Below are 25,083 nucleotides of genomic sequence, written 5' to 3'. Positions count from 1 at the left end.
GAGCTCCGCCTATGTCCCAGCACACGCCCACCAGGCGCCGGCCCCTCACCATCCGGCGCCACGTTGTCCAGTTCAGCGGCGGTATCGGGTCCTTCGCTGTCGCCGTCCGGGTCGCCCGAAGGTTCGGCACCCGCAACCTCACTCTCCTGATCGCCGACACCGGCATCGAGGACGACGATCTGTGGAGGTTCGCCGACGACACCAGCAGGCTTCTTGGCGTACCGCTGACGAAGGTCGCCGACGGACGCACCCCCTGGGAGGTGTTCCACGACGTTCGGTTCCTCGGAAACGACCGATTCGCCCCTTGTACCCGCCTGCTCAAACAGGTGCCGTGCCGGGAGTGGATGGACCAGCACGCCGACCCCGCCGACACGCTCGTCTACGTCGGGATCGAGAACACAAAGCGCGACCGGGCACGGATCCCTGCGATCGCCCGAAACTGGAAGCCCTGGGTCACGCGCTTCCCTCTGTGCGGGAAGTGGGAGCCGCCCCGTACCAAGGAGGAACTCCTGGACGAAGCGCGGGCCCTGGGCGTATCACCGCCCCGCATGTACGAGCTCGGGTTCGCCCACAACAACTGCGGTGGCACCTGCGTGCGCGCGGGCCAGCGCCAGTGGAGACACCTTCTGGAGACCCTGCCCGAGCGGTACGCGTACGCCCAAGAACGGGAGGAGGAACTGCGGCAAGAGCTCGGCGACGTCAGCATTCTCCGTGACCGCCGCGGGGGCGAGGTTCGGCCCCTCCCCCTGAGCCTGCTGCGCGGGCGATAGGCAGAGGTCATGCGACGCCCCAGGCACGTGACCTGGGGCGTCGGTGTTCACGCGGCTGGCGGGCTGCCCGCACGCCGGTGGACGAGCCCTTGCGGCAGGCGCCGCAGATCTGCCCACACGGCGCGCGATTCGTATCCGCACATCGTCAGCTCCCGTCGATGGCAGCCACGGGTTCAGGCACGCTGTCCCAGCGGGGGCAGGAGGCTGTCGCCTGGCCAGAAGGGTCGCTCGGCCGCAACGCCGGTGAGGAACATGCCGACTTCGTCCAGGACCACGGCGCGCTCCGCAGAGCCGTAGATGACGAAGTCGCCGGCTGCGGCATCAAACGCACGGACCTGACCGTGGGGCCCCGTGCACAGGAGGGCGCGCGCTATGTCGGGGAGGCCGAGGCTGAGGGCGTCGCACTGCCCTGCATGGACGAGCTGCACCAAGTCGGTGGTGACACCCTCCCAGTCGCCGACCTTGGGCCAGTCGGTCCCGCCGTTCAGTTCGTGGGTGAGGGTGGCCAGCGGGATGATCTCGCCCGGCTGCCGTCCCTGGACGAGAAGGTCGTGGATCCGGACCCCGTCGGGCTGGCGCACCTGCGGGTGCCGCAGCGAGCCGGCGGCGACCACCGTGGTGTTGATCTCCTGGGTGCCGGGGCCCGGGTAGTACGGCTCGTGCGCGAACAGCAGGTAGACGTCCGCGGTGCGGGTGGCTTGGCTGGACTCGGGCTGGGGCATGAGGACATTTCCCTTCAGCGGTGATGTGCGGGGCATGCGGCCAGTTGTCGCCTGGCGGGATCCCCGCGGGTAGGGGCCCAGTGGCCGCCCAGGTCCGCGGGGGTGGTCCGCATCCGGGGCGGCGTCCTCATCACGTGCGGGGCGCTCAATGATCTGCGCGACCTGGTCGGCGAGTTGGAGCATCAGCCGTTCACGGGTGATGAGGCCCTCGGAGGCCGAGCGAGTGTCGTTGGTCTGGAGCAGGTCGGCGGCGTCCCACAGCAGGTTGTGGCCGACCTCGGCCGAGCGGCGCAGTTCGTAGCGATCGCTGCCCTCGGCGGCCTGGACGAGCGAGGTGTGCAGAGTGGCGAGGCGCTGCAGGTAGCGGCAGGCGTTGACGCCATCGACCTTGCGGACGTGCTCCTCGGCCCGGGCGTCCAGCCGGCCAGGCAGGTGCTCGGCAAGGAGTGGAGCGAGGAGCATCGCCGGCAGGGCGACGTCGATGGGGACGCCGCGGCGTATGGCGAACAGCCCGACGATCACGGTGATGAGCGCGACGGCAGCGGTGGAGAATCGCAGGAAGCCGGGGACGGCGTCGACAGCGGGGCGCCTGGTCAGCCAGCGCAGCGCCAGCCGCTGGGTGCGGGTCGCGGACGGGGTGAGCACCCCGATCTGATGGGGGACCTCGGGCAGCGTGCCGTCTGCGAGGACGGTCCAGGCGAGCCAGCCCCACGAGGTGCGTTCGTGCACGAGCACGGCCTGACACGCGGCCGTGCACGTGCTGTCGCGCACGTGGCCGGTGCGTAGGGCGCGGGCGCTTTCCTTCTCCCACCGGCCCGGGTCACGGGTGAAGGGGCGGTGGTAGTGCGCGACCGCGGTCTGCGACGGCGTGCGGAGCGTCTGTGTCACGGAGTGCTTCCTTCCAGGTGGTCGACGAACGCGGAGGCGCACGTGCTGCAGCGGCCGTCGCCTTCGGGGTGGGCGCGGCGAGGAGTGGGGCCCGGGCAGGTACGGCACGGCGGCCAGCCGAGGCAGGCCGGGCACAGGTCCTCGCCGGGGGCGGTTCCGGGGACGCCGCAGCCGGCGCATTCGACGAGGGCCCGGTAGGTCAGGGCCTCGCTCACCGTGCGGGCGGCGGAGGAGGTGGTTGAGCGCGGTGGCGGGTCCTCCCATGCGGGCGAGTCGTCGTGGTCTGCCACGGTGGCGGGCGGCGGGTAGGCCTGGGCGGCGCGGAGCCGGGCAGCGATGATCGCGCCGACGGTGGTGCGGACCGGGCTCGGCAGAGGGCGGTCGCTGATGACGTGCTGAAGCTGCTCGCGCGTCCACCCGGCGTCGAGCATCGCGGTGACGGTGCGCCCCTGCTCGGCGAGGATCTGGTCGGTCAGCAGCAGTTCGGGGCGCTGTGCGCCGATCGCCAGCAGCAGGCGGACGCCTGGCTCGAGGTCCGCGGGCGCGGGCGGTTCCGTCCGTGGTGAGGGCGCTTCGCCGCGCGGTCCCGCCGCGCGGGCGCGGGGAGGGAGGGGTCTGGTGTTCTGCTGAGTGGTCTTCTTTCTGTTGGTGTTCTTAGTGGGCCGATCAGCCAACGTAGGGTCATCCACTGGTGGAAAACCCGACTCTGGTTGTGACCTGCTGGTTTGCAGGGCCGGCAGGTCGGTGATGAAGTACGCGGCCGCGCCGAGGGTTCCGTCCTCGCCGCGCTCGCGTTCCCGGACGAGGAAGCCGTGCTTCTCCAGCTCCTTCAGCCCGCTCTTGACGGCTGACTCACCGTCGCGCCCCCGGCGGGTGATGTCGGTGACGGTCATCCGCCAGCCCTCCCGGTGCGTGGAGAGCAGTCCGAACAGCCCCTTGGCCTTGTAGGACAACTCGGTGGAGCGGAACAGGCCGTTGGCGATCTGGGTGAACTGATCGGCGGCCATCACGCCCCGGCGGATCCCGGCCCCGAACCCGGCGGCGTGCCTGGCCTCCGGAGACGCGATCACGAAGTCGGCTTCGATCAGCGCGATGTCCAGGGTGGCCGGGCGGTCGGTGATGCAGTAGACGATCTCGCCGAGGGTGCCGTCCGGGCGGCGCAGGCGCTCACGGATCAGGTAGCCGTGCGCCTCCAGCTCCTTCAGCCCGGTGCGTACCGCTTCCCGTCCGTCCGGGCCCAGTCGGACGAGGTCGGCGATCGTCACCTGCCAGCCGTTGGCGTGCGTACTGACGTACCCGAAGATGCCCTTCGCTTTGAATGACAACTGATCATCACGGAACAGGCCGTTGGCGATCTGGGTGAACTGATCGGCCGCCATCACGCCCCGGCGGATCCCCGCCCCGAAGCGGCTCACCGCCATCCCCCCGGCGTCGGCCGCGCACGGTGGCCACGGCGGCGCCCCGGGCTCGCCGAGGTGTGGCAGCCGGTGGTGGGCGTGGAAGCGCGCATGTGTTCCATGCCGTCAGCTCACCCGCCGAGCCCGACCAGGCTGACGGCCACCAGCCCCGACCATCGGTCACGATCCGGCAACGCAGCCGTCTAGCTGCCGTGGTCGGGGTCATGGTCGGGGCGACCACGCTGCCTTCGGCTGGGGCCTGTGCGGGGTGCGCCGCCCGATTGCGCATCGCCGGACGGCCGGTTGCGCAACGGGGTTGCGCAACCGGTCGAGGGTCGTGCGCAGTCGGGTGGCGCTGAGCGGTTGCGCAGTCCGCCCGAGACTTCCTGATCTTTTCGTGCGCAGGTTCGGGTGCCGCACTGCGCAGACTCTGCCGCGGCCCTTGGGGGCGCCCGTCTGCGCGCCGGTGCGGGGTCCGGTGTCCGAGCGGCAAGAAGGCCTCACTGCGGCTATCGGCTCCGCAGGCTTGTGGCGGCCAGGACGCGCCGGTTCCCACTCGCGGGTGGCCCATGGTCGGGCCTGTGGTCGGGCCGACCACGACCCCGACCATGGACTTCGTGTCCCCATCGTGACCGTGGTCGGGGGTTCGTGGTCGGTGGTCGGGTCGGGGCCCGCGGGTTTTCTCAAGGTCAGAAACATTCGTTCTGACCTGGGAGTTTGACCATGTCTCCTGGCAAGCAGGCCGCGGAGCGCGAGGCAGCTGCTCCGATGGCGGCAGGCGCCCGGCTGGAGGCGATGCGGCGCCGCGTGCGTCTGTCACGCCTGGCGGTCTGGACCGTCAGCGCGGCCGGCCCAATCGCTCTGGGCATCGCCATCACCTCCAGCCCCACCACGGTCGAGGCAGCCACCCCGTCCAAGCCCACCGGTGCCGCGCGCACCACGGCGGTGGCCGCCGATCCGGCCGGCTATGCGCAGCTATTCGTCAACGCGTGGCTCCGCAGCAGCGCGGATGACGCCTCGAGTGCGCAGGCGCGGCTTGCGCAGTCGATGGCGCCGGACGTCGAACTGCCCGACCCGGCTGCGGATGCGGGTGCACAGTCGACGCCTCAGTCCGTCATGGCGGTGCGCAGTGCGCAGCGCGCCGGCGGCGTGTGGTCGGTGACCGTGGCTGCGCAGTACGCCGACGGAGCGGTGCGGTACTACGCGGTGTCGGTGACCGCCGATCGCGCGGGAGCCTCGTTCACCGTGACCGGTGCACCCGGCGTGGTGGCCGGTCCGGCTCGGGCCGAGGTGCCGAAGTCGTCGTACGGCGTGAGTGTCCCGGAGGGTGATCTGTCGGCGGCCGTCGGGGAGTTCCTCGCCGCCTACCTGACGGGTGCCGGAGAGGTGGATCGCTACCTCGCCCCCGGCGTAAGCCTGTCGGCTGTCTCCCCCGCCCCGTACACGGCTGTCGACGTGCAGCAGGTGTCCGCCGTCGAGGAGGCCGCGGCCGGGGAGCAGGTGCCGGCCGACGGCACCACGGTCCGTGTCCTCGCACAGGTGGAAGCCCGGGACACCGGCGGGCGGTGGCCGCTGGCGTACGAGCTCGCGCTCACGGCCCGCTCGGGCCGCTGGGAAGTCTCGGCCCTTGAGTCCGGCACGGCCCTGGACGGGGGTGCCCGATGAACACAGTGAACAGCGTGATCCTCGCCGGTCAGTTGGATGACCTCGGCGACAGCTGGATCAACATGTTCAAGGACTGGGCGACCAAGGGCCTGCAGGCCGGTCTGCTCGTGCTCGTCGTCGTCATCATGATCCAGAAGTTCAGCCTCAAGGCCGGGATCGGCGCCCTGTTGCTGATGATCATCGCGCTGGGGTTGTACAACTCCCGCGAGGACCTCTCGGACATGTTCGAGGACGAGGTCAAGAATCCTGCCAAGGGCGCGCCCGCATTCCCCGGCATCGTGCACGGTTCCGAGCCCGCCGTACGAGGAGAGCACTCCACTGGCGTCGGAGGCTGGCTGTGAGCGCCGCAGCGACCGCGGGCCGCGTGGGGCGCTTCTACACCGCCGCCCGTCGCCATCCCTGGGTGCTCGGCAAGGTCGCGGACTGGAAGATCCCGCTCGGCCCGTACACGCCCGCGCAGATCGCGGTTGCCGTCGGTGGCGGCTTCCTTCTGATCAAGACGATCAGCTGGTGGTCCTGGATGGGGCCGATCCCGATCGCAGCCTGGCTGCTGTCGATCTGGGCGGTCCGCCGTCCAAAGATCCGGGGCCGCGCCCCGCTGCCGGCGGCGCTGGGCTGGGCGCTGCTTCTCTGGCAGCCCCAGGGAGGGCGGATCGGCGGGCGCGCCGCCCGCGACCGCGCCCCCCACCCGCTGATGGGCAGCTTCACGATCGAGGACGCGCCGGCCCAGGCTCCGGCCGCTGCACCGCCCCCTGCGGCGCGGCCGCGGATCGACCGGGTGCCGCACCCGAACCCCGCCGCCAGCCGCCCGGCCGCGCTCCGCCGCAAGGAGCCGACTGCTCCGGCGGTGCCGGTGGGGCCGGTGTCGGGTGTTCAGCAGCTGCTCGCGCTCGCCGAGCAGGGCGGGGGTGCGCGGTGAGGGTTCCGATCCGTCACATCGCCGGGCACCTCCTCTGGTCAACGCACGGCAGCGTGTGGGCCGTCTACCGCCTGCACCCGGGCCCGGACGCGCAAGGGCAGCACGAGGACACCGTCCAGGGCACCTACGTGCCCGCCGCGGTCCGAGACGAACAGCTCGCCAAGATCACACATCTGGTGCGGTCACTGTCCGGGGCGCCGCGACTGTTCGGACTGTGTGCGCAGGTCGACCCCGGAGAGATCGCCCTCAAGATGATCGAGGGCATCGAGCCGGCCGACACGGCACCGGGCGCGGGCCGGCACCCGTGGGTGGAGAACGTCGAGGCGACCCTTGATCTGCTCGACGACCAGGAGATGCACCACCGCACCCTGTGGCTGGCGGTTCCGCTGCAGACCGAGACAACCAGCCTGCAGGTATCAGCCTCCCTCGGCGCGGCGTGGGCGGAGCTGTCTCCGATGCTCGGCATGCGCCCGGCGCCGGTGGCACAGCGGGAGGTGACCTCCTATCGCGAGCAGGCCTCCCGGGTGGAGGCCGCGCTCGCCGGCGGCATCGCCTTCCGCCCGGCCCGCCCCGCGGAGCTCGTGTGGATGATCCAGCACGCCCTCCACCGCGGCCTGGCAGAGCCGCTGCTGACGGAAGCCGCCACCAGCGACCTGTACGGCGGACAGCTGCGTGACGGTGTGCTGCGCTCCCCCAGTTACGCCGACCTCGGCCAAGTACGCCTGCAGGAAGGCGGCATCGACCCCGACCTGGACGACGTCGACGAGCTCAAGAGCTCCGGCCGGATCACGCGGTCCGGGCGCAAGGCGTGGTGGCGGGTGAACACCGGCTCGCCGCTTGGGCGGCGCTGGCTGCAGGTCGAATCCGACGCCGGGGTCGGCTACCAGGCGCACCTCGCGTTGGCCGAGTGCCCGCCCGCGGTCAGCCAGGACGCCGCCGACCTGTTCGCCCAGCTGGAAACCCTCGACTTCCCCGTCGACTACGCCGTCGACCTCACCCTCGTCCCGGCGGAGAAGGCCCGCGATCAGGTGCGGCGCAAGAAGAACGAACTCATCGACCAGGCCGACCAGTACGACGCCCGCCCCACCGGCATGCCGGCTTCGCTGACCGAGGCTGCCCGTGACCTGGGCGAGCTGGACGCCCGCCTGTCGCGCACCAGCGTGGAGGTCGAGGTGCAGTCCGTGACCGTGCTGACGGTGTGGGGGCCGACCGCCGCCGTGTGCGACGCGAGGGCCCGCGCCCTGGCGGCGCTGCTGGGTGGCGCCGACTACCGGGCCGTGCGCCCGGCCGGCCTGCAAGAGGCCCTGTTCACGCTCGGTCTGCCCGGCACCGTACGCCCGGGTTTCGTACGGGAGTTCACCCAGCACCAGATCTCCGAAGACTGGGCGCTCGGCGGGGCCTTCACCGCCTCCGAGGTCGGCGACCCGAACGGCATGTTCCTCGGCATCGACCTGGACAGCGGCACCACCCGCCCTGTCATGATCAACGTGGCGGATGCGCCCAAGGTGGACGCGTCCGCGTCCATGGGCATCGTCGGGGACCTCGGAGCGGGCAAAAGCGTCCTGCAGAAGCTGATCGCGGAGGCGGTGTGGGCGCGCGGCGGCTGCGCGATCTGCATCGACCGCACCCCCGTACGCGAATGGGCGACTTTCGCCCGCACCGCCGCCAAGGGGCGCGTCCAGATCATCGACGCCGCCCAGGCAGAGGTGTCCATCGACCCGCTGAGGATGTTCGACGGCCCTGAGGGCCGCCACTACGCCCTGTCCTACCTCACTCTGCAGCTCGGGATCGGCCCGATGAGCACCAACGGGGAGGTCCTGCACCACGCCGTCGAGCACGCCGCCGCCAGCAATGCCCCGTCCATGCACCGCGTGCTGGAAGTCCTCGAGGAGATGGCCAAGAGCGAGGTGGGCAAGCGGCAGGACGCGGCCGCCACCCTCGCCGGTCTCGTCCGCGTGGTCGCCACCAACTCCCTGGCACGGATGGTGTTCGACCCCACGCTGCCGCCCGTCCACCTGGACGCGTCCAGCACCTCCGACATGATCGTGATCACGACTGCCGGTCTGAAGCTGCCGCCGAAGGCCGCGTTCGACAACCCGGAGGTCCTGCACCAGCAGCCGCTGGAGGCCCTGATCGGCCGCGCGGTGCTCTACCTGATCGCCGCTCTCGCCCGGCAGACAGCGTTCGAGGACCCCGGACGGTTCACCGCCGTGGTGGCCGACGAGTTGTACTGGCTCACCTCGTCGGCCGAGGGCACTGCGCTGGTCCACGAAATCCTCCACGACGGCCGCAAGCATGGTGCCGGTCTCCTCGCCGCCTCTCACGACGCCGAGGAACTCGGCCCCGACCGCGGCCTGATGGCCTACCGCGCGCTCGCCCGCACTGCTGATCGCGAACGTGCCCGCCGCGGTCTGGAGTTCGTGGGCCTCGACCCGAACGACGGCGAACTGCTGCGGCTGGTGACCACCGGCTTGTCCCCCGTCGGCCGCAAGGGCCGGGAGGGCGAGTTCCTGCTGACCTGCCCGCGGCAGAACACCGGCCGCATCAAGGTCTCCATCCCCCGTATCGAGCGCATCACCACGTCCATCACGACCACACCGGGACGCCGCGCGAGCGCTGCTTCGCCTGCCGTGCCTGAGCCGCTCGCCGGTGAGGCCGCCGGGTCCCGTGCGAAGGAACTCGTCTGATGACCTCTTCTACCGGGGACTGCTCCCGGCGCCTTGCCGCGGCCGCGAGCGTCCTCACCGTGATGGCTGTCGTGGTCGGCGTGCTCGTCCTGGCGGTCGGGGTGAGCGTGCCGGAGGCGTGGTGGCCGCGCACCGGGCAGGCCTTCGCCGCAGACGCCCATCCCACGGACCAAGACCCGTGCGCGCTGATCGTGGGTCCGGCCAAGGACTACTGCGTGCGCAGCACGACAACCGCCTCTGCCGAGCCGGATGTTGCCGGTGCGGCGTGGCGGGTCGTGCCGGCCGCTGCCGGTGTGGCCGCCCTCCTGATGTGGCGGCTCCGTTGCCCTGCTGGGCGAAGGCGGCGCTGACATGTTCCGTCCAGACCGCGCGACCCTCCGCTCGGCCGGCTTCGCCGTGCTGCTCACCGGCGTGTTCCTCCTGGTGAACAGCCAGGTTGTGTACGCGGCGAGCAGCAGCAGTGAGACCGGTGACCTCCTCGCGCCGCTGAACATCGACTCCTCCGAGGGACTGCCGATCAACGGCTACGAGTTGGGCGCGGACGGGGGCTCGATCGTGAGCTTCAAGACGCAGTCCCTCGCCTTCGCGCTGTCGGGCCTGTTCACGCTGATCCGGCTCCTGGTCGGACTGGCCGGCTGGTCCGTCGAGGTTGCTCTGCGGTTTCCGCTGCTGAAGATCCTCACCGCCCCCGCGCAGAAGGCCGCCGACGCCTACAACAACGTGGTCGTCGGCGCCCTCGGTCTCAAGGGGTTGTTGCTGGCCTGGGCGTTTTTCTTTGCCGGGTTCATGATTGTGCGCGGCCGGGTCGGCCGCGGACTGGGCGAGATCTTCCTGACTCTGCTGATCGCGGCGTTCGCCGCCTCCACCTTCGTGCGCCCGGACTACCTGCTCGCCGAGGACGGGCCACTGGGCCAGACCCAGCAGGTGGCCGCCGAGGTCGCCCAGGAGAGCGTCAACTCCTACGACTGGGGCGGCAAGATCGCCAGCACCGACCCGTGCGCGGGCATGGCCGGCAACGCTGAACTCACATGCCTGGAGCGTGAAGAGGAAGCGCCCGTCTCAGCAGCAGACGTGGCCCGCCCCCTGCAGGACTCGATCACCAATGCGCTGATCGTCAAGCCGTACATGCTGCTCGAGTACGGGCGCATCCTCGACCCCGCCAAGAAGTCCGACCGCGAGGCCTACGCCGTCCATCTGAAGTGGGTCGCTGGCGGATACAAGGCCTCCACCAGCGACGGCGATGACGGTGGTGCGGACTGTTCTTTGATCGCGCCACCGGCGCGGAAGTACTGCGAGGAGCAGAACGCGAAGCGCAAGAAGGCGAAGGATGCCTGCTCGCTGGTCCACGGCCCGGCCAAGGAGTTCTGCGAGAGCGACAAGTTGGAGGCGGGTGACAACTGCGATCTCCTGGACGGCCAGGCCAGAGAGGTCTGCGAAAGCGACGGGCTGCCTGAGCTGACGCCGGGCGGTGAACTGCTGGACTCCGCAACCGCGATTGTGTCGCAAGAGGACCAGGAGTTCGCGGCGTTCATGGCGGACATGAAGAAGGCCGGAGACGTCGGGAAGGCGTGCGCTGCCTACGCCGAGCAGCCCACGTGGTGGCGGGTCGGCGGCGCATTCCTGCTGCTGATCGCGGCCCTGTTCATCTGCGGCATGCTCCTGTCCAGCGCGATCGTCCTGCTCGGCACCCAGGGAGTGTGTGCCGCGGCGGCCGCCGTCGGTGGCGTCACCTTCGTCGCGGGCATGCTGCCGGGCCCTGCCCGTCAGTCGGTGTGGAAGTGGCTGTCCCTCTGGGGCATCGCATGCCTCGCTGTCGTCGGAATCTGCGCCTTCATCCCCTTCTTTGGGATCGCCATCGACGCCACCATCACCAACGGGCCCGACCTGATGGTCGAACGCATCCTGCTGATCGACGTCCTCGCCATCGCGGGTGCGGCCGGGCACCGCCGTCTGCTGTCGGGGATCACGTCCTTCGGGCAGCGCATGGCGATGCGGATGCGCTACGCCAAGGTCGGCGGCACCCACATGCCCGGCGACACCTCCGAACTCGGCGCCGCGCTCGCCATGAACTCCCCAGCCGCGATGGGCGGCTACGGCGGCGGGCTGCGCGCCTTCACCGGAGGTGGCGGCGGCCGGTTCGGGATGCTCGGCACCCGCCAGCGGCTGATGGGCGCACTCTCGTCCCTCGTCGACGGCGCGGGCATGCCGGTGGACACCGGCGGAATCCTCGCCGACGCCACCGCCGAAGCCGGGCGTGGTCTCGCCCCGCTCACTGCGGCCGCCGCCGTGGGCGGGCTGGGCGCGCGGCTCGGCGCGAAGGGCGCGCACTGGCTACTGATCGGCAAGCGACCGGACAGAGAGCAGTTGGCCAAGTGGCGCAAGCCCACCGCCGACGGCGACCCGAACTCGGGCGGTGGCCCCTCGGACGGCGGCGACGGTTCAGGCGGCTCGGGTCCGCGTCGGCCCTCAGGGCCGCCCGACCGCTACCGCAACGAACAGGGCCAGGTCATCGACCGCAACTCCGGGCAGGTGCTGCACGACCAGAACACCGACCGCACCTTGCTGTCCACCCGCGCCCACAACCGCCTGGTCCGCTTCCGCGGGTACCGCATCCTCAACCGCGGGGGCCGCACCGCCTATGGGGCGACGGTCGGTCTGCCGGTCAATGTGCGCCGGGCCCGGTCGGGAGGCTCGCGCTACTCCCAGGACGCCCGCCAGCAGGTGCGGGTCTGGGGCAATACCGTTCGCGAGGACGGCCGGGCGTGGGCCGACACGGGCCGTCATGTGTCCCGTGTCCTGCGGGAGCACACGGGCGACAGCGGCGGACCCGGCCCCTTCGTCGGCCGTCGTCTGCCGACCCGTCCAGCATCGACTCCGGTTCCGCGTCCGACCGGTTCCTCCGGTTCCCCGGGCCGCACGCCGCCGGACCCTCGGCGGGCCAGCGCGCCCGCATCTCCGACCACGGCAGCATCAAGTCCCCGGCCGAGTGCCCCGCCGACGTCCCCGACGCGGCTTGGAGGCGGTGGGCCCCGGCGTTCGCCCAGCCCGGCACCGGACAGGTCCGGGCCGGTCTTCCCCGGTGGGGGCGGCGCTCGCAGCCGCGCCCGTGACGAGGCCCGGGCCCGGTTCCAGGAGCTGATGCGCAGGACCGAGCCCGACGCAGAGCGCCTTCGTCAGGAGCGGGCCCGGCAGCCGGAAGACGGTGGGGACGAGTGAGGCCGACCCGGCGCCGGATGGCGCGGTGGGGGTGTGTGGTGGCCCTGTTGCTGTTCGCCGCCGTGTGCTGTGCCGCACCGGTAGGCAACGCGATCAGCGCGTACGTCGCGCTGAAGTCGGGTGCCCAGGACGACGGCGGGATCGCCGAGGGCGGCAGCGCAGCCGACATCCCGCCGCGGATGCTGACCGCGTACAAGAAGGCCGTCCAGCAGGTCGGCAGGCATGTGCTGACCTGCCAGGGCATGCGCTGGCCGATCCTCGCCGGGATCGCCAAGGTCGAGTCCAACCACGCGGTCGGCAGGAACATCGCCGACAACGGTGACATCCGCCCGCGCATCTACGGGGTGCTCCTCAACGGCTCCGGCCAGGGCGGCAACACCACGGCCTTCCCCGACACCGACAACGGCCGCTGGGACGGCACCGCGAGCGCGGAGCGTGCTGTCGGCCCCTTCCAGTTCCTGCCCTCCACCTGGGAAGGCGTCGGCAAGGACGCCAACGGCGACAAGATTGCCGATCCGCACAACGCCGACGACGCCGCGCTCGGCGCCGCGATCTATCTGTGCGGAAACGGCCGTGACCTGACGAAGCGGTCGCAGCTGAAGGCCGCGATCTTCCAGTACAACCAGTCGAATGAGTACGTCGCCAACGTGCTGGGCTGGGTCGACCATTACACGGCGGCCGCCAAGGACCCGGACCTGAAGAACGTCACGGGAAAGGTCCGCACCGTCATCGAGGCCGCACTCTCCCAGCAGGGTGTCCCCTACTCGTGGGGCGGCGGCAACGCGGGCGGCAAGTCGAGGGGCATCTGCTGCTCCCCCAGCGGGAAGAGCGGCGTGGGCATCAACGGCTTCGACTGCTCCGGGCTGACCCAGTACGCGTACGCGCAGGCCGGCATCAGCCTGCCGCGCGTCGCGGCCGCCCAGGCAGGTGTCGGCAAGCGGATCCCGGCCGGCCTCGGCACGAGCGCGCTTAGAGCCGGTGACCTCGTCTTCTACGCCACCGCTCCCGGACGCGATGCAACGATCTATCACGTCGGGATCTACGTGGGCGGCGGCAAGATGGTCAACGCTCCCCGCCCGGAGACCGTGGTGCGCTTGGACTCCGTCAACGCGATGTCGGGCTTTGCGGGGGGAGCGCGGCTGCTGTGACCACCGCCCCGCGCTCACCGCGCCTGTTGTTGTTGAGCACCGTCATGCTTGCCGTCGCAGGTGTCGCCCTGCTGGGCCTACCGCAGGAGCAACCCGCCCCGGCGTCGACGGCGCACGCGACCACGGATCCATCATCGGCGGCCACCGTGCCTGCCGCCAGCAAGCCGACCGCTGACACGGCTGCCTCCGCGCCGTCCGCCGCATCGCCTTCGTCGGCCGTCGAGTCCGCTCTGCCGCCGCACGGCGAGGGCACGGCCGGCGACCCGGCCATCCAACGGAACTTGGAGGCGGCCTGGCCCGCCGACCTTCCCGCAGGCGACGAGCGGGAGCTGCTGACCGCCGGTCGTGCTCTGCTGCGCGCGGACGCCACCGGAGTCGGCCGCGCGAAGTGGCCAGAGGTCTTCCTCGGCTCGGGCCAGGCGGTAGCCCCGGCTTTCGCCACCGCTCGCTTCCGTATCCAGGCCGCGATCGCCCGCCGCGACGGCAGCCCGGACACGGCGGTGGTCCATCTGGTGTGGGCCGGCATGGACCGCGGCGGCACCTTCACCGACCTGCGCATCACCGACTGGCACTTCACCCGCACTATCAAGAAGGGAGCAGCGACGTGGACTCCGCAGCCCCGTACCTGACGGACCGGGCCGATGACACGGCCGCTGGTCAGGTACTCGACCTGGTCACCGGCCTGGTTGACGCCGCCGACTGGCTATACGACCACTGGTACCTGCTCGCCCTGGCGATCGCCGCGTGCTGGGGCGCGGGTGAGCTGGTGGTACGTCGGCTCGCTGCCAAGGCTTCGGCCGAGCGGATGGCCCTGGAGCTCGTCTCCAACCGGCATTTCGACCCGGGCCTGGAGGAAATCTTCCGGCGCGGTGTCCAGCTCGCCCGCGCATCGACGGCCATGCCTTGGTGGGCACCCCGCAGAGCCAAGGCAGTACAGATCCGGCTGCGCGCGGACGGCAGTGCGCCACTGCGTTACCGCATCGAGGGCCCTGCGGGCGGTGAACGCCTGTTGTCCATCACCCCGTTCGGGCCGGACGTCACCGTCAATCGCGCCCGGCCGATCGTCGACGAGCCGCGGACGCACACAGTGCGAGCCGAGTTCATCCTGCGAGGCAAGCTCACCTCTCCGCTGCGTGAAGTACCGCTCACACCCGACCCGCTTCAGCCGCTCATTGACGCCGTGTCCGACCTGCGCGCCGAGCTCGGCGACCTCGCCGAGGTCCGGCTCGACATCCAGCGCGCCCCCAAGTGGGCGTTGCGAGCGCGCCGCCTGCAGCTGATGAGCGCCGCACGCCGGTCCGAACGCCGGGAATCCCAGCGGGCCGCGCGCTGGCTGCGGCAGGACGCCAGCGGCATCGAGGACTCCCTGGGCTGGCAGATGCAGCAGCTCCTCAGTGACAAACCCGGCTCGGGATCCGGACGGCGGCTGGTGATGCCACCCGTTCCCCGCCGAGTGGAGCCAACCGAGGCACTGGGCAAGCTCGCCGAGGACGACCACCTGGTCCGGGTCCAGCTGCTGGTGATGTGCGCCTCGAACACCGAGGGCCGCGCCCAGGCCCGGCTCGCCCAGCTCCAGGCCGCATTCGACGTGTTCGGCGGCCGCTCCCGGTGGGCCATGCGCGGCTGGCGGCTGGGACCGTGGCGGGTGGGCGCCGACCACTGGCCCACCCGGCATGGCTTCGAGCGCCGCTGGAATCTGGGGCACTGCCAGCCTCCCCGCGCGAACTGGGTGCGGCTGGAGGAACTCACCGGCCTGCTCAAGCCCCCGACCACGCACTGCCGTCTCCCGGTACTCGCCGGCGATCTGCCAACCTTCGAATTCGGCGATCCCGAGTTGCTCCTGCAGGGCATCTACCGGGGCCCGGACAGTAGAGAGCGGATGGTCGCCACCTACGCCGAGGAGACCCTGTTCGAGGTCGGGGTCGGCAAGGCGGGCGGCGGAAAGACGGAGAGGGCCCTGGCGCAGGCGATCGGCTGGGCGCACGCGGGCGGAGGGCTGATCTTCGTCGACCCGCACCGCGACTCCTGGCCGCGCGCCACCACGTTCCTTGCGCACAAGGCGCTGATGCCGCGGATCGCATTGATCGACCTCAACGGCCTGGGCCCCAACCCGCGGGTGAGTTCATGGAACCCGCTCGGCATGTACCAGGGCCAGGCCGCGCACGAGGTCGTCGAAGCGATCGCCGACGCATACGCTTCCGTACTGGCCTGGGACGACGCGACAGCCCCTCGTGCGCTCACCATCCTCACCGCCGCGCTGGCCGTCCTGGTCGCGGTCAACCAGGCGGCCTGCCAGGCAGGCCGACCCGAGGACCAGGCCACGATCTTCCACATGCGGGCCCTGCTCACCGACGCCAAGTTCCGCAAGGCAGCGCTCACCGCGGTGGCGGACCGCCTGGATGAGGAGACCCGATCATGGTGGCAGGTGGTGTTCCCCACCTTGCCGCCCGACGCGTTCGCCGTGGTCCTCAACCCGATCTCCCGGCTGGCCGCCAACCCGGTCACCCGCGCCTTCCTCGGTCAGCCGATCGGCGTGTACAACATCCGTGCCGCGATGGACTCCAACATGATCGTGTGGGTATGCCCGGGCGGCAACGGGCCCACCGACCGTCTCTTGACTGCCCTGCTCGCCCGTGACCTGCTGCGGGCCGCACGCTCCCGGCGTGATACGCCTGAAGAGAAGCGGGTGCCGTTCCGCCCGTACTTCGACGAGCTGATCACGCTGACCGGTGCGGCACCAGAGACCATCGCGAGCATGTTCGAGGATCTCCGGAAGTACCGGTGCCACATCCACGGCACGACCCAGCTGCTGGCCCGCCTCCCGTCCGCGGTCCGCCTGTCCCTGGTGCAGAACGCGTCCACGCTGGCCACCACCGCCGGTTCGAAGTCTGCGATCGCACCCATTACCGCAGAGTGGGGCGACACCCCCAGCCCAGATCGGGTCGCCACCATGGAGCGGTTCGAGCACTTCGTCTCCATGAACGTGCACGGCCGCCGTATCGGGCCCATCCAGCTGCGCGGGCCTCATCTCGATGACGTCTTCGCCGCCCAGGCCCGCCCGAAGGACGTCCCCGCGCTGGAACATGCCGCCCAGGCGAACGCCCAAGCGCTCCCCCTGGGCCAGCTCACGGACCGCGCCGCCGAACAACTCGGCCGTGTCGCTGCCTTCCTGGCCGAGCACTCCCCTGCCGGCGCCGCCGCTGTCGACCTGTCAAAGGAAAAGGAGTTCGGATGACCACCGCCCAGCCGAAGGGCCGCACGACGGCGGGTTTCACGCCCAGTCCTGAGGAGCCGCTCGCGCATCAGCTCCTGGCCACCCTCGCCCAGCACCGCATGGCCTCCACCAATCAACTGCATGTCCTGCTGCGGCCCGAGCGCTCCCGCCAGTCGGTCTCGGAACGCCTGAACGAGCTGCTCGGCAAGCACCTGGTCGACTTCGTAGTGCTGCCGCAGTCGAACCGCACCCGGGTCTGGTACCTCACGCCGAAGGGCGCCCGCCTCACCCGGGACTGGCCGGCGCTACGAGGCCGCCCGCCCTATCCGATCACCTCTGCGACGGCCGCCTCGCTGAAAACTCCCCACACCCTCACAGTCCTGCGCACACATCTGGAGTTCGTCGCCGATGCCCGCCGCCGCGGCGACGAGCACGGCCACCTCGACTGGACGCCGGAGGTGTTCCACTCGATCGGCGACGGCGAAAAGGTCGTGGCCGACGCGGTCATGCACTACACCCTCATCGACGGCCAACAGCGGCGGAAACTGAGGGCGTTCGTCGAGATCGACCGGGCCACGATGAGCAGCGAGCGCCTGGCCGCCAAGCTGATCGAGTACGCGAGACTGTGGACCTACGATCCGCAGCCAGCCGGTCGACGCCGGCATCCGACTTCGCAGGGATGGCTGCGCTGGTACCCGGTGTTTCCCCGGGTCCTGTTCGTACTGACCGGCGCTGGGCGCCAGGCGATGGACACCCGGATCAGCGGCCTCAAGGCCATGGTCGCCCACCATCCGCTCGTGGCCGACCTCGCCCGCGAAGTGCCGCTGGGAGCGGTGGTTCTGGAAGACCTGGAAGAGCACGGCCCCACCTCTGATGTATGGGTCCCTCTGACGGGCGGCAAGCCCCGCTCGTGGACCGAGCTGTGACATCACGACGACGGCTACGGCCCGAATGTCGGGCCTTGCAGCTACTACCGAAACCCTTGAAATTTGCGTAAGCGAACGACTAGTTTACTTCTGCACAGCGAAATCGCAAGAAGAGCCGGCGAGGGGAGATCTCGTTCGCGCAAACGGTGACTGACAACTGCTGTGCGAAGTCGCCCCGTACGTGGGTGACCGGAACAAGGACATCCGGTTTCGAAAGTGACTGGTTACGTCCCGAGATGTACGAGTGAACTCACATATCACGCTGGGAAGTTGACTGGCATATGCGTAATCTTGCCGCTACGCAAACGGATCACCGCAGCTGGACCAGGCCGCGGAGCCGGAGAGCCGTCCGTGGGCGGCTCAGGCAGCGGTTAGAGCACACCGCGCCGTACGGGGAGGCATCGTGAAACGTCGCGCACGTCAGATTCACCACTCCAATGTGCACTTTCGAAAGACCGCCGTCGCCTCCATCACGCTGTGCGCTGCGCTCGCGCTGACCGCGTGCAGCTCATCCGACGGGAAGGATGAGGCAGACGAGTCCCCGAGCGTCGCGCAGTCCCCGACGTCGTCTGCCACCGCTGACCCAAAGGTGACGGCGAAAACGGAGGCGATCGCTGCGTACGGGGCCTATTGGCAGGAGATGGAGAAGCTCTACGCCGACCCGACCGGCAAGAGCGCACATCTTGATCAGTACGCCGCATCGGCGGCGCTGAAGAACGCCGAGGCAGACGCCAAGCGCGCTCATGACCGCGGCCGCATCTACACCGGCAGCGTCGCCCTCACCGAGCAGACAGTCACCAAGGTCGATGCCTCGGGCAGGATCCCCAACGCGACCGTCTCCAGCTGCCTGGACATCTCCAAGTGGCGGAGGGTCGATGCCAAGACCAAGAAGCCGGTGTCCCTCCCGGCGAACCGGCTGACGAAGTACCTGATCGTCAGCACCGTCGAGAAGTATCCGGGCGGGTGGCGCGTCACCCGTGATGAACCACAGGGGAAGTCATGCTGACGCGCCGCATGGCCATCACCGCGGCAACTGTCCTGGCGGCGCTGTCTGTCCCTGTCACCAGCTACGCCGACGATGACCCCAAGGGCGGCGGCATCGAGTGCGGCCTGTACGACTGCGAGGTCGAGGTCGACGTCCCAGGGCAGACCGGCGGCCAAGCCGGCGGCAGTGGCAGCGGCAGTACGGACGGTGGAAGCGGTTCGTCTGACAGCGGCGGCTCCGCCGACAAGACGGTGTGCACATACAAGCTCGCGGACCCGCAGCCACCTGCCGGCAGCTTGGACTGGGAAGGCCACGAACCCGGCGACGGGGCCGTGTACGAGCAGACCTGTGGTTGGGGCGGCGTCGACGGAGACACCATCGTTCGGATGGTCTGGTTGGCTGATCCCCCTCCGCAGGAGACCGTTGATCCGGCTGTCTTGGCGCAGCGGGCCGTCGACTCGATGACTCTGCTTGGCCCGGACATCGCCAGTCCGCGTGCGGCCGGGAAGTACACCGTCGGTGTTCCGATGTGGATGTGGGTCAACCAGAGCGCCACAACTTACGGGCCCAACACGGCTTCGGCGTCAGCGGGCGGGATCACCGTCACTGCGACCGCGAAGGTGTCGAAGATCGTGTGGAGGATGGGCGACGGCGCCAGCGTGTCGTGCAACGGCCCCGGCACGCCCTACCAGGCGTCCGAGGGTATGGCGCAGTCGCCGACCTGCGGACACGTGTATTCCAAGACCTCAGCCGGCGCCAAGAGCGGCAGGTTCCCGGTCACCGCGACTTCGACGTGGACGATCGACTGGCAGGGCGGCGGGCAGGCCGGCCAGCTCACCGAGATCCGGCAAACCAACGTGCAGGTGGCGATCGGCGAGCTGCAGGTCGTCAGGTAACGCCGCCGGAAGGACACAACGTTGAGCAAGACCCAAGAACGTACAAGCACACCCAGCTCGAACGGCGTCCCCCAGCAAGGACATCCGGCCGGTCCCATCGCTCCCCCGCGGGTGTCGGCTCGCCGTCGCCGACCAGGTGTCATCGCTCTGTCGCTGGCGCTGATCGCCGCCGGAGGGGCCGGAGTTGCCGTCCTGCTGCTGCAGGTCGGCAATCGCACCGAGGTGGTGACCGTCGTCCGCGACGTCCAGGTCGGCCAGGTCGTGACCGAGGACGACCTGGGCAAGGCCTCCATCGCCCTGGACCCGTCCGTCCAGGCGGTGCGCGGCACCGACATGGACTCGGTCGTGGGCAAGCGGGCCGCGGTCGAGCTCAAGCCTGGCTCCCTGCTCGCCCCCGCTCAGGTGACAAAGGACTCGCTGGTGAAGGGCGGCGAGCAACTGGTGCCGATCGGGCTCAAGCCCGAGCAGGTACCGGCAACGGCGCTTGTGCCCGGCCAGGAGGTACAGCTGGTCCACGTCCCGGCCCAGGGCCAGGCGGACGCCGACAAGACCTCGAACACCCCGCCGGAGACCATCGACGGGCGGGTGGTGAAGGCTTCCGGCGCCGCTCCCGGCACTGGGATCGTGGTCGTCGACGTCGCCACCACCGCGGACGAAGGCCCGAGGGCCGCCGCGTGGGTGTCGGCCGGGACCCTGCGCCTGGTCCTCGCTGCTCCGGACGGCAACTGATGGCGGTGATCGCACTCGCCGGGTGCAGCGGCGCGCCCGGCGTGACGACGAGTGCTCTCGCCCTGCTGCTGTCATGGCCCCTTGACCCGGGCCGGCGGATGATCCTCGCCGAGTGCGACCCGGACGGCGGCGCCGTGCTGCACGGCCTGCTGCAGGGTTCGCTGGGCGACCGGTACGGGCTGCGCAACCTTTCGGTAGCCGCCCGAAAGAACGAGTTCAGCGACGCCTTCTGGCGCCAGCTGATCGACCTCAGCAGCGAGGACGGCAAGAAGGAGTCCCCCCGCGACCGGCTGCTGCTGCCCGGCATCACCGACCCGGCGCAGGCGGCGAGCTTGGGATCGGTCTGGAAGATCCTGGCGCAGATGTTCCGCGGCATCGAGGCCCAGACCCACCACGACGTCCTGATCGATCTCGGCCGCCGCGGGGCGTACGGGCCATCCGGCGTCCTGGCGGAGCAGGCTGACGCCGTCTTCGTCGTGGTCCGCAACACGCTGCGCTGTCTGCAAGCAGCCGAGGGGCGGGTGCGCACGCTCGAAGAGCGGATCGGCGACGTCAGCGTTCTGATGATCGACGAAGGGCCGTACCCGGCGGGCGAGGTACAGCGCGTTCTTCAGGTACCGGTGGTGGCCACGCTGCCGTACATGCCGAAGGACGCCCGCGTACTGTCCGACGGAGCCGAGCAGCCGCGCCACTTCACGAAGTCGCCGCTCATGAAAGCCGCCCGCACGGCAACCAATCTCCTGATTCAGCGGGCCGCTCTGCGCCGGGCCCGCCTCGATCCCCGCGGTCTGCGCGCCGCAGGCGGGGAGGTGACCCATGCACGGTAGGCCCCTGCACCCAGACCCGAGCGTGGCACCACCGCCCCCAACGCGGGTGCCCCACAGCAACGGCACACCTTCACCTGCCGGTGCTGCCTCGAGTACACACGCGCTCGGCGCCGCCGTTCCTCAGCTCACCGTCGACTACAAAGTTGCCCGGGACATCGCCTCCCAGGTCGCCAAGCAGCGCGAGGAACTGCTGAAGACCAAGCCCGATATGGACCTGGCCAGCGAAGAACAGCGCTGCCTGAACTGGATCGCTGAGGCCGTCGCGCTGTGGTCGGACGCCCAGGCCATGACGCCGCAGGAGGACGAGGCACTGCGGCGCGCCGTGTACGACCTGCTCTTTAGGGCCGGCAGGCTGCAGCCGTACCTGGACGATGACCGGGTCGAGGACATCATCATCCAGGGCCCGCACGAGGTGTGGCTCGACTACGGCGACGGCCGACGCCGCAAGGTGGGGCCGATCGCCGAGTCGGAAGAGGAACTGCTGGAACTGCTGAGGGAGTTGGCCCGGGGCTCTGGGCACAACGAGCGCACCATCTCCACCGCGAACCCCACCCTCGCTCTGTCTTTGCAGGACGGCTCCCGCCTCCAGGCCATCACAGGGCTGGGGCCGATGACCTATGCAGTCATCCGCCGGCACCGGGTCTCCCACGCCGATCTCGACGACCTCGTACGGCTGGGCACGATTGATCCGATCCTGCGCGAGTTCCTCGGCGCGTGCGTGCGCGCCGAGAAGAACATCATGATCGCGGGAAAGCAGAAGGCCGGGAAAACGACCCTGATGCGGGCGATGCTCAAGGAGTTCGACCCGGAGTGCCGGTTCGCCACCATCCAGACCGAAGATGAGCTGTTCGCCCACGCCAACGGCTACCACCGGCAGGTCGTCTCCCTGGTCGGCCGCGAGTCCAACGGTGAGAAGGACGTCACCGGACGCGGCGCGGGCGAGGTCACGCTGCTGGACTTGATGCATCCCGCGCTGCGGATGTCGCTGGAGCGGATCGTGGTCGGCGAGGTCCGCGGGCCCGAAGTCGTCGCGATGATGCAGGCGTTGACGAACGGGTCGGGCGGCAACCTGTGCACGATCCACGCCCGGCGCCCGGACATCATCTTCGACCGGATCGCCGAGCTGTACGCGCTCGCCCAGGAGAACCTGTCCGAGCAGCTCGCCTACCGGCAGACCGCCAACGGCCTGGACTTCATCGTCTACGTCGACATGACGGACGAGACGCAGATCGGCGGCCGGCGCCATCGCTATGTCTCCCACGTCCTGGAGCTCACCGGGATCGGCGAGAACGGCCGCCCGGCCACGAACACCGTCTTCTCCCCCGGAACCGAGTTCGGGGACCTGCGGGCCGTGCCGCGCATGGACCCGGGCTGCATCGACGACCTGCGCCGTGTGGGCTTCGACTCCTCCCTGCTGCAGCAGCCCTATGGGGCCTGGCAGGCGCCGCTGCCTCTGCTGGTGGAGGTGCGCCGGTGATCCTTTTGTGGGGGCTGCTGTGCGGCATGGCCGTCGTCGGCGGGCTGATCGGCGTGGTGGCCGGTGTCGTGGGCACCACCGCGCCGCGTCGGGCTCCGCTGCGGCAGCGGTGGAAGGTCCTGCGCGCCGGAAAGGAGCAGAGCGCGGACGTCCGGCTGCGGCGCCGGACTCTCGCGGTCTTGGCGGCCGCGGTCTTCGTGGCCGTGTGGCTGGTCTCGGGGAACTTCGTGGGCGGAGCACTGCTCGGTGCGGCCGTCATCGGTGTGCCGTGGTTGATCACTCCAGCGCAGATGGCGCAGGAGCGCATCGGCCAGCTGGAGGCGCTCAGTGAGTGGACCCAGCGGCTGGCGGGCTTGCTCCGGCTGGGCATGGGCCTGGAACAGGCGATGATCACCAGCCGGCAGGGGGCGCCACAGGAACTCGCCCCGCAGATCGTCAACCTGTCCGACCGACTGCGTCTGGGCTGGCGCCCGGACGGAGCGCTCCGCGCGTTCGCCGAGGAGCTCGACGACGTCACCTCGGACAAGGTGGTGGCCGCGCTCATCCTGTCCGTCAATGACCGCGGCCCGGGCCTGGCCCAGGCTCTGGAGGACTTGGCGGGCACGGTCCGCGAGGAGGTCGCCAAGAAGCGCGCCATCGAGGCGGACCGGGCCAAGCCCCGCACCACCGTGCGGTGGATGACCATCATCACCGTGGGCATCGTGGTGGCGGGGTTCTTCGTGCCGTCCTACACGAAGCCCTACTCCACGCTGCTCGGGCAGCTGGTGCTGGCCTTCCTTACCGCCGGGTTCATCGGGGTGCTCGCCCTGATGCGGCAGCTGGGATCGTTCCGACGCATTCCGCGCTTCCTGATCACCGACCCCTCCAGCACCGTTCGGCTGCCTGCGCCTGCGGCGGAGCCGGACGTGCCGGTCGCTGGCCCTGAGCCGCAAGGAGTCACCTCATGAACCTGCTTCCGGTGGTCCTGGCAGGTGGCACTGTGGGTGCCGGTTTCGCACTGCTGGTGCGGGAACTGCTGCGCCCCCAGCCTGCCTTGGGGCCGGCCCTCGCCCGCACTGCCCCGGCCACGTTGACCATGCCCGAGCCGGAACTGGACCGCGATGAAGAGTGGGGCCGGTGGCTGCTGGCCCGCCTCGAGCGTCTGCCCGGCGTCCGGATCCCCACCACCAACCTCGCCCTGCTCGGTCAGGGGCCGGGCCAGTTCATGCTGAAGAAGACCGCGCTCGCTGGTCTCGGCCTGCTCTGCCCGGTGATAGCGACGATCCCGTGGATCATCGCAGGCGTCTCCCTGCCGTTCTACGTGCCTGCCGGCGTCGGACTCCTCATCGCGGGACTGCTGTTCATCACTCCCGATCTCGCGGTACGGGATCAGGCCAAGCGGGCAAGGGAGGAGTTCGCGCACGCCCTGTCCGCGTACCTCGACCTGGTCGCGCTCAAGCGGGCCGCCGACGCCGGCCCCGCCGAGGCCCTGGAGAAGGCCGCCGAGGTCGGCGAGGGCTGGCCGTTTTTGTATCTGCAGGGCGCGCTGCGCCGGGCTCGGCTGGAGAAGATCCCGCCCTATGAGGCGCTGATGCAGCTCGCCCACGAGTACGACCTGCCCGTCCTGGACGACGTCGCCGACATCATGCGCGGCAGCGCTACCGACGGCGCAGCCGTCTACAAGGCGCTGCGGGCCCGTACCGCGGCGCTCAACGCCGAACTGTTGGCCGACCAGGCCGCCGAGGCGAACGCGGCCAGCGAGAAGATGACCGCGCCGGGAGCCCTCTTGGCCGTCCTGGTGATGCTGCTGATGGCATTCCCCGCGGTGATCCGCATGCTGACCGTCTGAGACCCAGCAACTCGTTCAACGCACCAGAGAGGTAAGCAATGAAGCACACCGCAGCCCGCACCCGCCGTGCTGTCCTCCGGGCGACCACGCACCCGCACGCCGGCTCGTGCACCGCGTCCCGCGGACCGGGCCGTGGCCGCCGGGGCGCGCGCACCTGGGCACGCGCGAACCGTGCGGTCCTCCGGCTGACCACCCGAGTTCAGGACAGTCTTCAGGAGGCCGCCCGCCGACCGGACCGCGGCGACATCAGCACCACCACCGTCATCATCTGGGTGGCCGCCGTCACCGGCGCCGTCCTGATCGCCGGAACCATCGCCGTCGTGATCGCCAAGTACAACGGTCAGCTCAACGGTCTGTGATGGCGGCTCGGGATCAGCTGAAGGGCTGGTGGCAGGGGCGAAGATGGCGCGACGACCGGGGGGACACGTCCATCCAGATGGCGATCATCTTTCCGTTCGTGCTGCTCGCCACGGTGGCCGTCATCCAGGCCTCGATGTGGTACTACGCACGGCAGATCGCCCTGACCGCTGCCCGCGAGGGCCTCACCGCTGCCCGCGCCTACGAGTCGAGCCCAGGCGAGGGCGCGGCCCAGGCGAGGGACGTGCTGAGCCGGACAGCTGGTGACAGCCTGCGCGGCTACAGCGTCTCCGCCAGCAGCGACGGACAGCGGGTGCGGGTTGTGGTGTCCGGCACGGCCCTGTCGATGATCCCGGGCCTGTCGGGCTTGCAGGTCACCCAGTCGGCGTCCGGCCCGGTGGAGCGCTGGACCGTACCGGGGGAGTGAACCAG

Annotated in this window: 22 protein-coding genes; 20 read left to right on the top strand and 2 right to left on the bottom strand. The window is 70.3% G+C overall.

Annotated elements, in window-relative coordinates; all coding sequences use genetic code 11:
• Positions 1-11 precede the first annotated feature (11 nt).
• Positions 12-770: a hypothetical protein gene (locus ABZ098_RS41815; protein WP_356599735.1), complete on the top strand. Its 759-nt coding sequence runs from the start codon at positions 12-14 to the stop codon at positions 768-770.
• 173 nt (positions 771-943) lie between these two features.
• On the opposite strand, the gene ABZ098_RS41810 is transcribed toward ABZ098_RS41815, so the two are convergent.
• Both ABZ098_RS41810 and ABZ098_RS41805 read right to left on the bottom strand, forming a co-directional pair.
• Positions 944-2,380: a hypothetical protein gene (locus tag ABZ098_RS41810; protein WP_356599733.1), complete on the bottom strand. Its 1,437-nt coding sequence runs from the start codon at positions 2,378-2,380 to the stop codon at positions 944-946.
• Positions 2,377-3,795, bottom strand: a complete 1,419-nt coding sequence (locus ABZ098_RS41805; protein ID WP_356599731.1) for a hypothetical protein — start codon at positions 3,793-3,795, stop codon at positions 2,377-2,379. Before ABZ098_RS41805 ends, ABZ098_RS41810 begins: the two co-directional genes overlap by 4 nt.
• Before the next feature lie 705 nt (positions 3,796-4,500).
• On the opposite strand from ABZ098_RS41805, the gene ABZ098_RS41800 reads away from it, so the two are divergent.
• From ABZ098_RS41800 to ABZ098_RS41710, 19 genes are all read left to right on the top strand, one after another.
• Positions 4,501-5,442 (top strand): conjugal transfer protein, encoded by a 942-nt coding sequence (locus tag ABZ098_RS41800; RefSeq protein WP_356599729.1) that lies wholly within the window; start codon positions 4,501-4,503, stop codon positions 5,440-5,442.
• On the top strand, positions 5,439-5,783 hold the full coding sequence (locus ABZ098_RS41795; RefSeq protein ID WP_356599727.1) for a hypothetical protein: 345 nt from the start codon (positions 5,439-5,441) through the stop codon (positions 5,781-5,783). Before ABZ098_RS41800 ends, ABZ098_RS41795 begins: the two co-directional genes overlap by 4 nt.
• Complete coding sequence (locus tag ABZ098_RS41790) at positions 5,780-6,361, top strand: hypothetical protein (protein WP_356599725.1); 582 nt, start codon at positions 5,780-5,782, stop codon at positions 6,359-6,361. The genes ABZ098_RS41795 and ABZ098_RS41790 overlap by 4 nt, the downstream gene beginning before the upstream one ends.
• Positions 6,358-9,048 (top strand): ATP-binding protein, encoded by a 2,691-nt coding sequence (locus ABZ098_RS41785; RefSeq protein ID WP_356599723.1) that lies wholly within the window; start codon positions 6,358-6,360, stop codon positions 9,046-9,048. Before ABZ098_RS41790 ends, ABZ098_RS41785 begins: the two co-directional genes overlap by 4 nt.
• Positions 9,048-9,398 (top strand): hypothetical protein, encoded by a 351-nt coding sequence (locus tag ABZ098_RS41780; RefSeq protein ID WP_356599721.1) that lies wholly within the window; start codon positions 9,048-9,050, stop codon positions 9,396-9,398. The genes ABZ098_RS41785 and ABZ098_RS41780 overlap by 1 nt, the downstream gene beginning before the upstream one ends.
• 1 nt (position 9,399) lies before the next feature.
• Positions 9,400-12,264 carry a hypothetical protein gene (locus tag ABZ098_RS41775; protein WP_356599719.1) on the top strand — a complete coding sequence of 955 codons (2,865 nt, stop codon included), beginning with the start codon at positions 9,400-9,402 and terminating at the stop codon, positions 12,262-12,264.
• Between the two features lie 35 nt (positions 12,265-12,299).
• A complete protein-coding gene (locus ABZ098_RS41770; protein ID WP_356599717.1) occupies positions 12,300-13,412 on the top strand; it encodes a bifunctional lytic transglycosylase/C40 family peptidase in 1,113 nt (370 codons plus the stop codon).
• Between the two features lie 44 nt (positions 13,413-13,456).
• Positions 13,457-14,041: a hypothetical protein gene (locus ABZ098_RS41765; protein ID WP_356599715.1), complete on the top strand. Its 585-nt coding sequence runs from the start codon at positions 13,457-13,459 to the stop codon at positions 14,039-14,041.
• Complete coding sequence (locus tag ABZ098_RS41760) at positions 14,017-16,647, top strand: ATP/GTP-binding protein (protein WP_356599713.1); 2,631 nt, start codon at positions 14,017-14,019, stop codon at positions 16,645-16,647. The genes ABZ098_RS41765 and ABZ098_RS41760 overlap by 25 nt, the downstream gene beginning before the upstream one ends.
• Complete coding sequence (locus tag ABZ098_RS41755) at positions 16,644-17,552, top strand: replication-relaxation family protein (RefSeq protein ID WP_356599711.1); 909 nt, start codon at positions 16,644-16,646, stop codon at positions 17,550-17,552. The genes ABZ098_RS41760 and ABZ098_RS41755 overlap by 4 nt, the downstream gene beginning before the upstream one ends.
• Positions 17,553-17,955: 403 nt before the next feature.
• Positions 17,956-18,558, top strand: a complete 603-nt coding sequence (locus ABZ098_RS41750; protein ID WP_356599709.1) for a hypothetical protein — start codon at positions 17,956-17,958, stop codon at positions 18,556-18,558.
• 8 nt (positions 18,559-18,566) lie between these two features.
• A complete protein-coding gene (locus ABZ098_RS41745; protein WP_356599707.1) occupies positions 18,567-19,433 on the top strand; it encodes an ATP/GTP-binding protein in 867 nt (288 codons plus the stop codon).
• 21 nt (positions 19,434-19,454) lie between these two features.
• The gene (locus ABZ098_RS41740) at positions 19,455-20,162 is read left to right on the top strand and encodes an SAF domain-containing protein (protein ID WP_356599705.1); all 708 of its coding nucleotides are present in this window, start codon (positions 19,455-19,457) and stop codon (positions 20,160-20,162) included.
• Positions 20,162-20,989, top strand: coding sequence for a hypothetical protein (locus ABZ098_RS41735; protein ID WP_356599703.1), 828 nt, complete (start codon positions 20,162-20,164; stop codon positions 20,987-20,989). Before ABZ098_RS41740 ends, ABZ098_RS41735 begins: the two co-directional genes overlap by 1 nt.
• Positions 20,979-22,466: a CpaF/VirB11 family protein gene (locus tag ABZ098_RS41730; RefSeq protein WP_356599701.1), complete on the top strand. Its 1,488-nt coding sequence runs from the start codon at positions 20,979-20,981 to the stop codon at positions 22,464-22,466. The genes ABZ098_RS41735 and ABZ098_RS41730 overlap by 11 nt, the downstream gene beginning before the upstream one ends.
• Positions 22,463-23,413: a type II secretion system F family protein gene (locus ABZ098_RS41725; RefSeq protein ID WP_356599699.1), complete on the top strand. Its 951-nt coding sequence runs from the start codon at positions 22,463-22,465 to the stop codon at positions 23,411-23,413. Before ABZ098_RS41730 ends, ABZ098_RS41725 begins: the two co-directional genes overlap by 4 nt.
• Positions 23,410-24,294: a type II secretion system F family protein gene (locus ABZ098_RS41720; protein ID WP_356466991.1), complete on the top strand. Its 885-nt coding sequence runs from the start codon at positions 23,410-23,412 to the stop codon at positions 24,292-24,294. Before ABZ098_RS41725 ends, ABZ098_RS41720 begins: the two co-directional genes overlap by 4 nt.
• A gap of 38 nt (positions 24,295-24,332) precedes the next feature.
• Positions 24,333-24,653: a hypothetical protein gene (locus tag ABZ098_RS41715; protein WP_356599697.1), complete on the top strand. Its 321-nt coding sequence runs from the start codon at positions 24,333-24,335 to the stop codon at positions 24,651-24,653.
• A gap of 77 nt (positions 24,654-24,730) precedes the next feature.
• On the top strand, positions 24,731-25,078 hold the full coding sequence (locus tag ABZ098_RS41710) for a TadE family protein (protein ID WP_356599696.1): 348 nt from the start codon (positions 24,731-24,733) through the stop codon (positions 25,076-25,078).
• Positions 25,079-25,083 lie beyond the last annotated feature (5 nt).

The sequence above is a fragment of the Streptomyces sp. NPDC006335 genome, assembly GCF_040612795.1.
Lineage (GTDB): Bacteria > Actinomycetota > Actinomycetes > Streptomycetales > Streptomycetaceae > Streptomyces.
The sequence above is the reverse complement of the archived record's forward strand: the minus strand, read 5'-3'. Positions and strand labels throughout refer to the sequence as shown.

Excerpts from the sequence above, each read along its gene's own strand:
- ABZ098_RS41815 (WP_356599735.1), top strand. The coding sequence starts at position 12 with ATGTCCCAGCACACGCCCACCAGGCGCCGGCCCCTCACCATCCGGCGC.
- ABZ098_RS41800 (WP_356599729.1), top strand. The coding sequence starts at position 4,501 with ATGTCTCCTGGCAAGCAGGCCGCGGAGCGCGAGGCAGCTGCTCCGATG.
- ABZ098_RS41795 (WP_356599727.1), top strand. The coding sequence starts at position 5,439 with ATGAACACAGTGAACAGCGTGATCCTCGCCGGTCAGTTGGATGACCTC.
- ABZ098_RS41780 (WP_356599721.1), top strand. The coding sequence starts at position 9,048 with ATGACCTCTTCTACCGGGGACTGCTCCCGGCGCCTTGCCGCGGCCGCG.
- ABZ098_RS41775 (WP_356599719.1), top strand. The coding sequence starts at position 9,400 with ATGTTCCGTCCAGACCGCGCGACCCTCCGCTCGGCCGGCTTCGCCGTG.
- ABZ098_RS41765 (WP_356599715.1), top strand. The coding sequence starts at position 13,457 with ATGCTTGCCGTCGCAGGTGTCGCCCTGCTGGGCCTACCGCAGGAGCAA.
- ABZ098_RS41755 (WP_356599711.1), top strand. The coding sequence starts at position 16,644 with ATGACCACCGCCCAGCCGAAGGGCCGCACGACGGCGGGTTTCACGCCC.
- ABZ098_RS41745 (WP_356599707.1), top strand. The coding sequence starts at position 18,567 with ATGGCCATCACCGCGGCAACTGTCCTGGCGGCGCTGTCTGTCCCTGTC.
- ABZ098_RS41735 (WP_356599703.1), top strand. The coding sequence starts at position 20,162 with ATGGCGGTGATCGCACTCGCCGGGTGCAGCGGCGCGCCCGGCGTGACG.
- ABZ098_RS41730 (WP_356599701.1), top strand. The coding sequence starts at position 20,979 with ATGCACGGTAGGCCCCTGCACCCAGACCCGAGCGTGGCACCACCGCCC.
- ABZ098_RS41720 (WP_356466991.1), top strand. The coding sequence starts at position 23,410 with ATGAACCTGCTTCCGGTGGTCCTGGCAGGTGGCACTGTGGGTGCCGGT.
- ABZ098_RS41715 (WP_356599697.1), top strand. The coding sequence starts at position 24,333 with ATGAAGCACACCGCAGCCCGCACCCGCCGTGCTGTCCTCCGGGCGACC.
- ABZ098_RS41710 (WP_356599696.1), top strand. The coding sequence starts at position 24,731 with ATGGCGATCATCTTTCCGTTCGTGCTGCTCGCCACGGTGGCCGTCATC.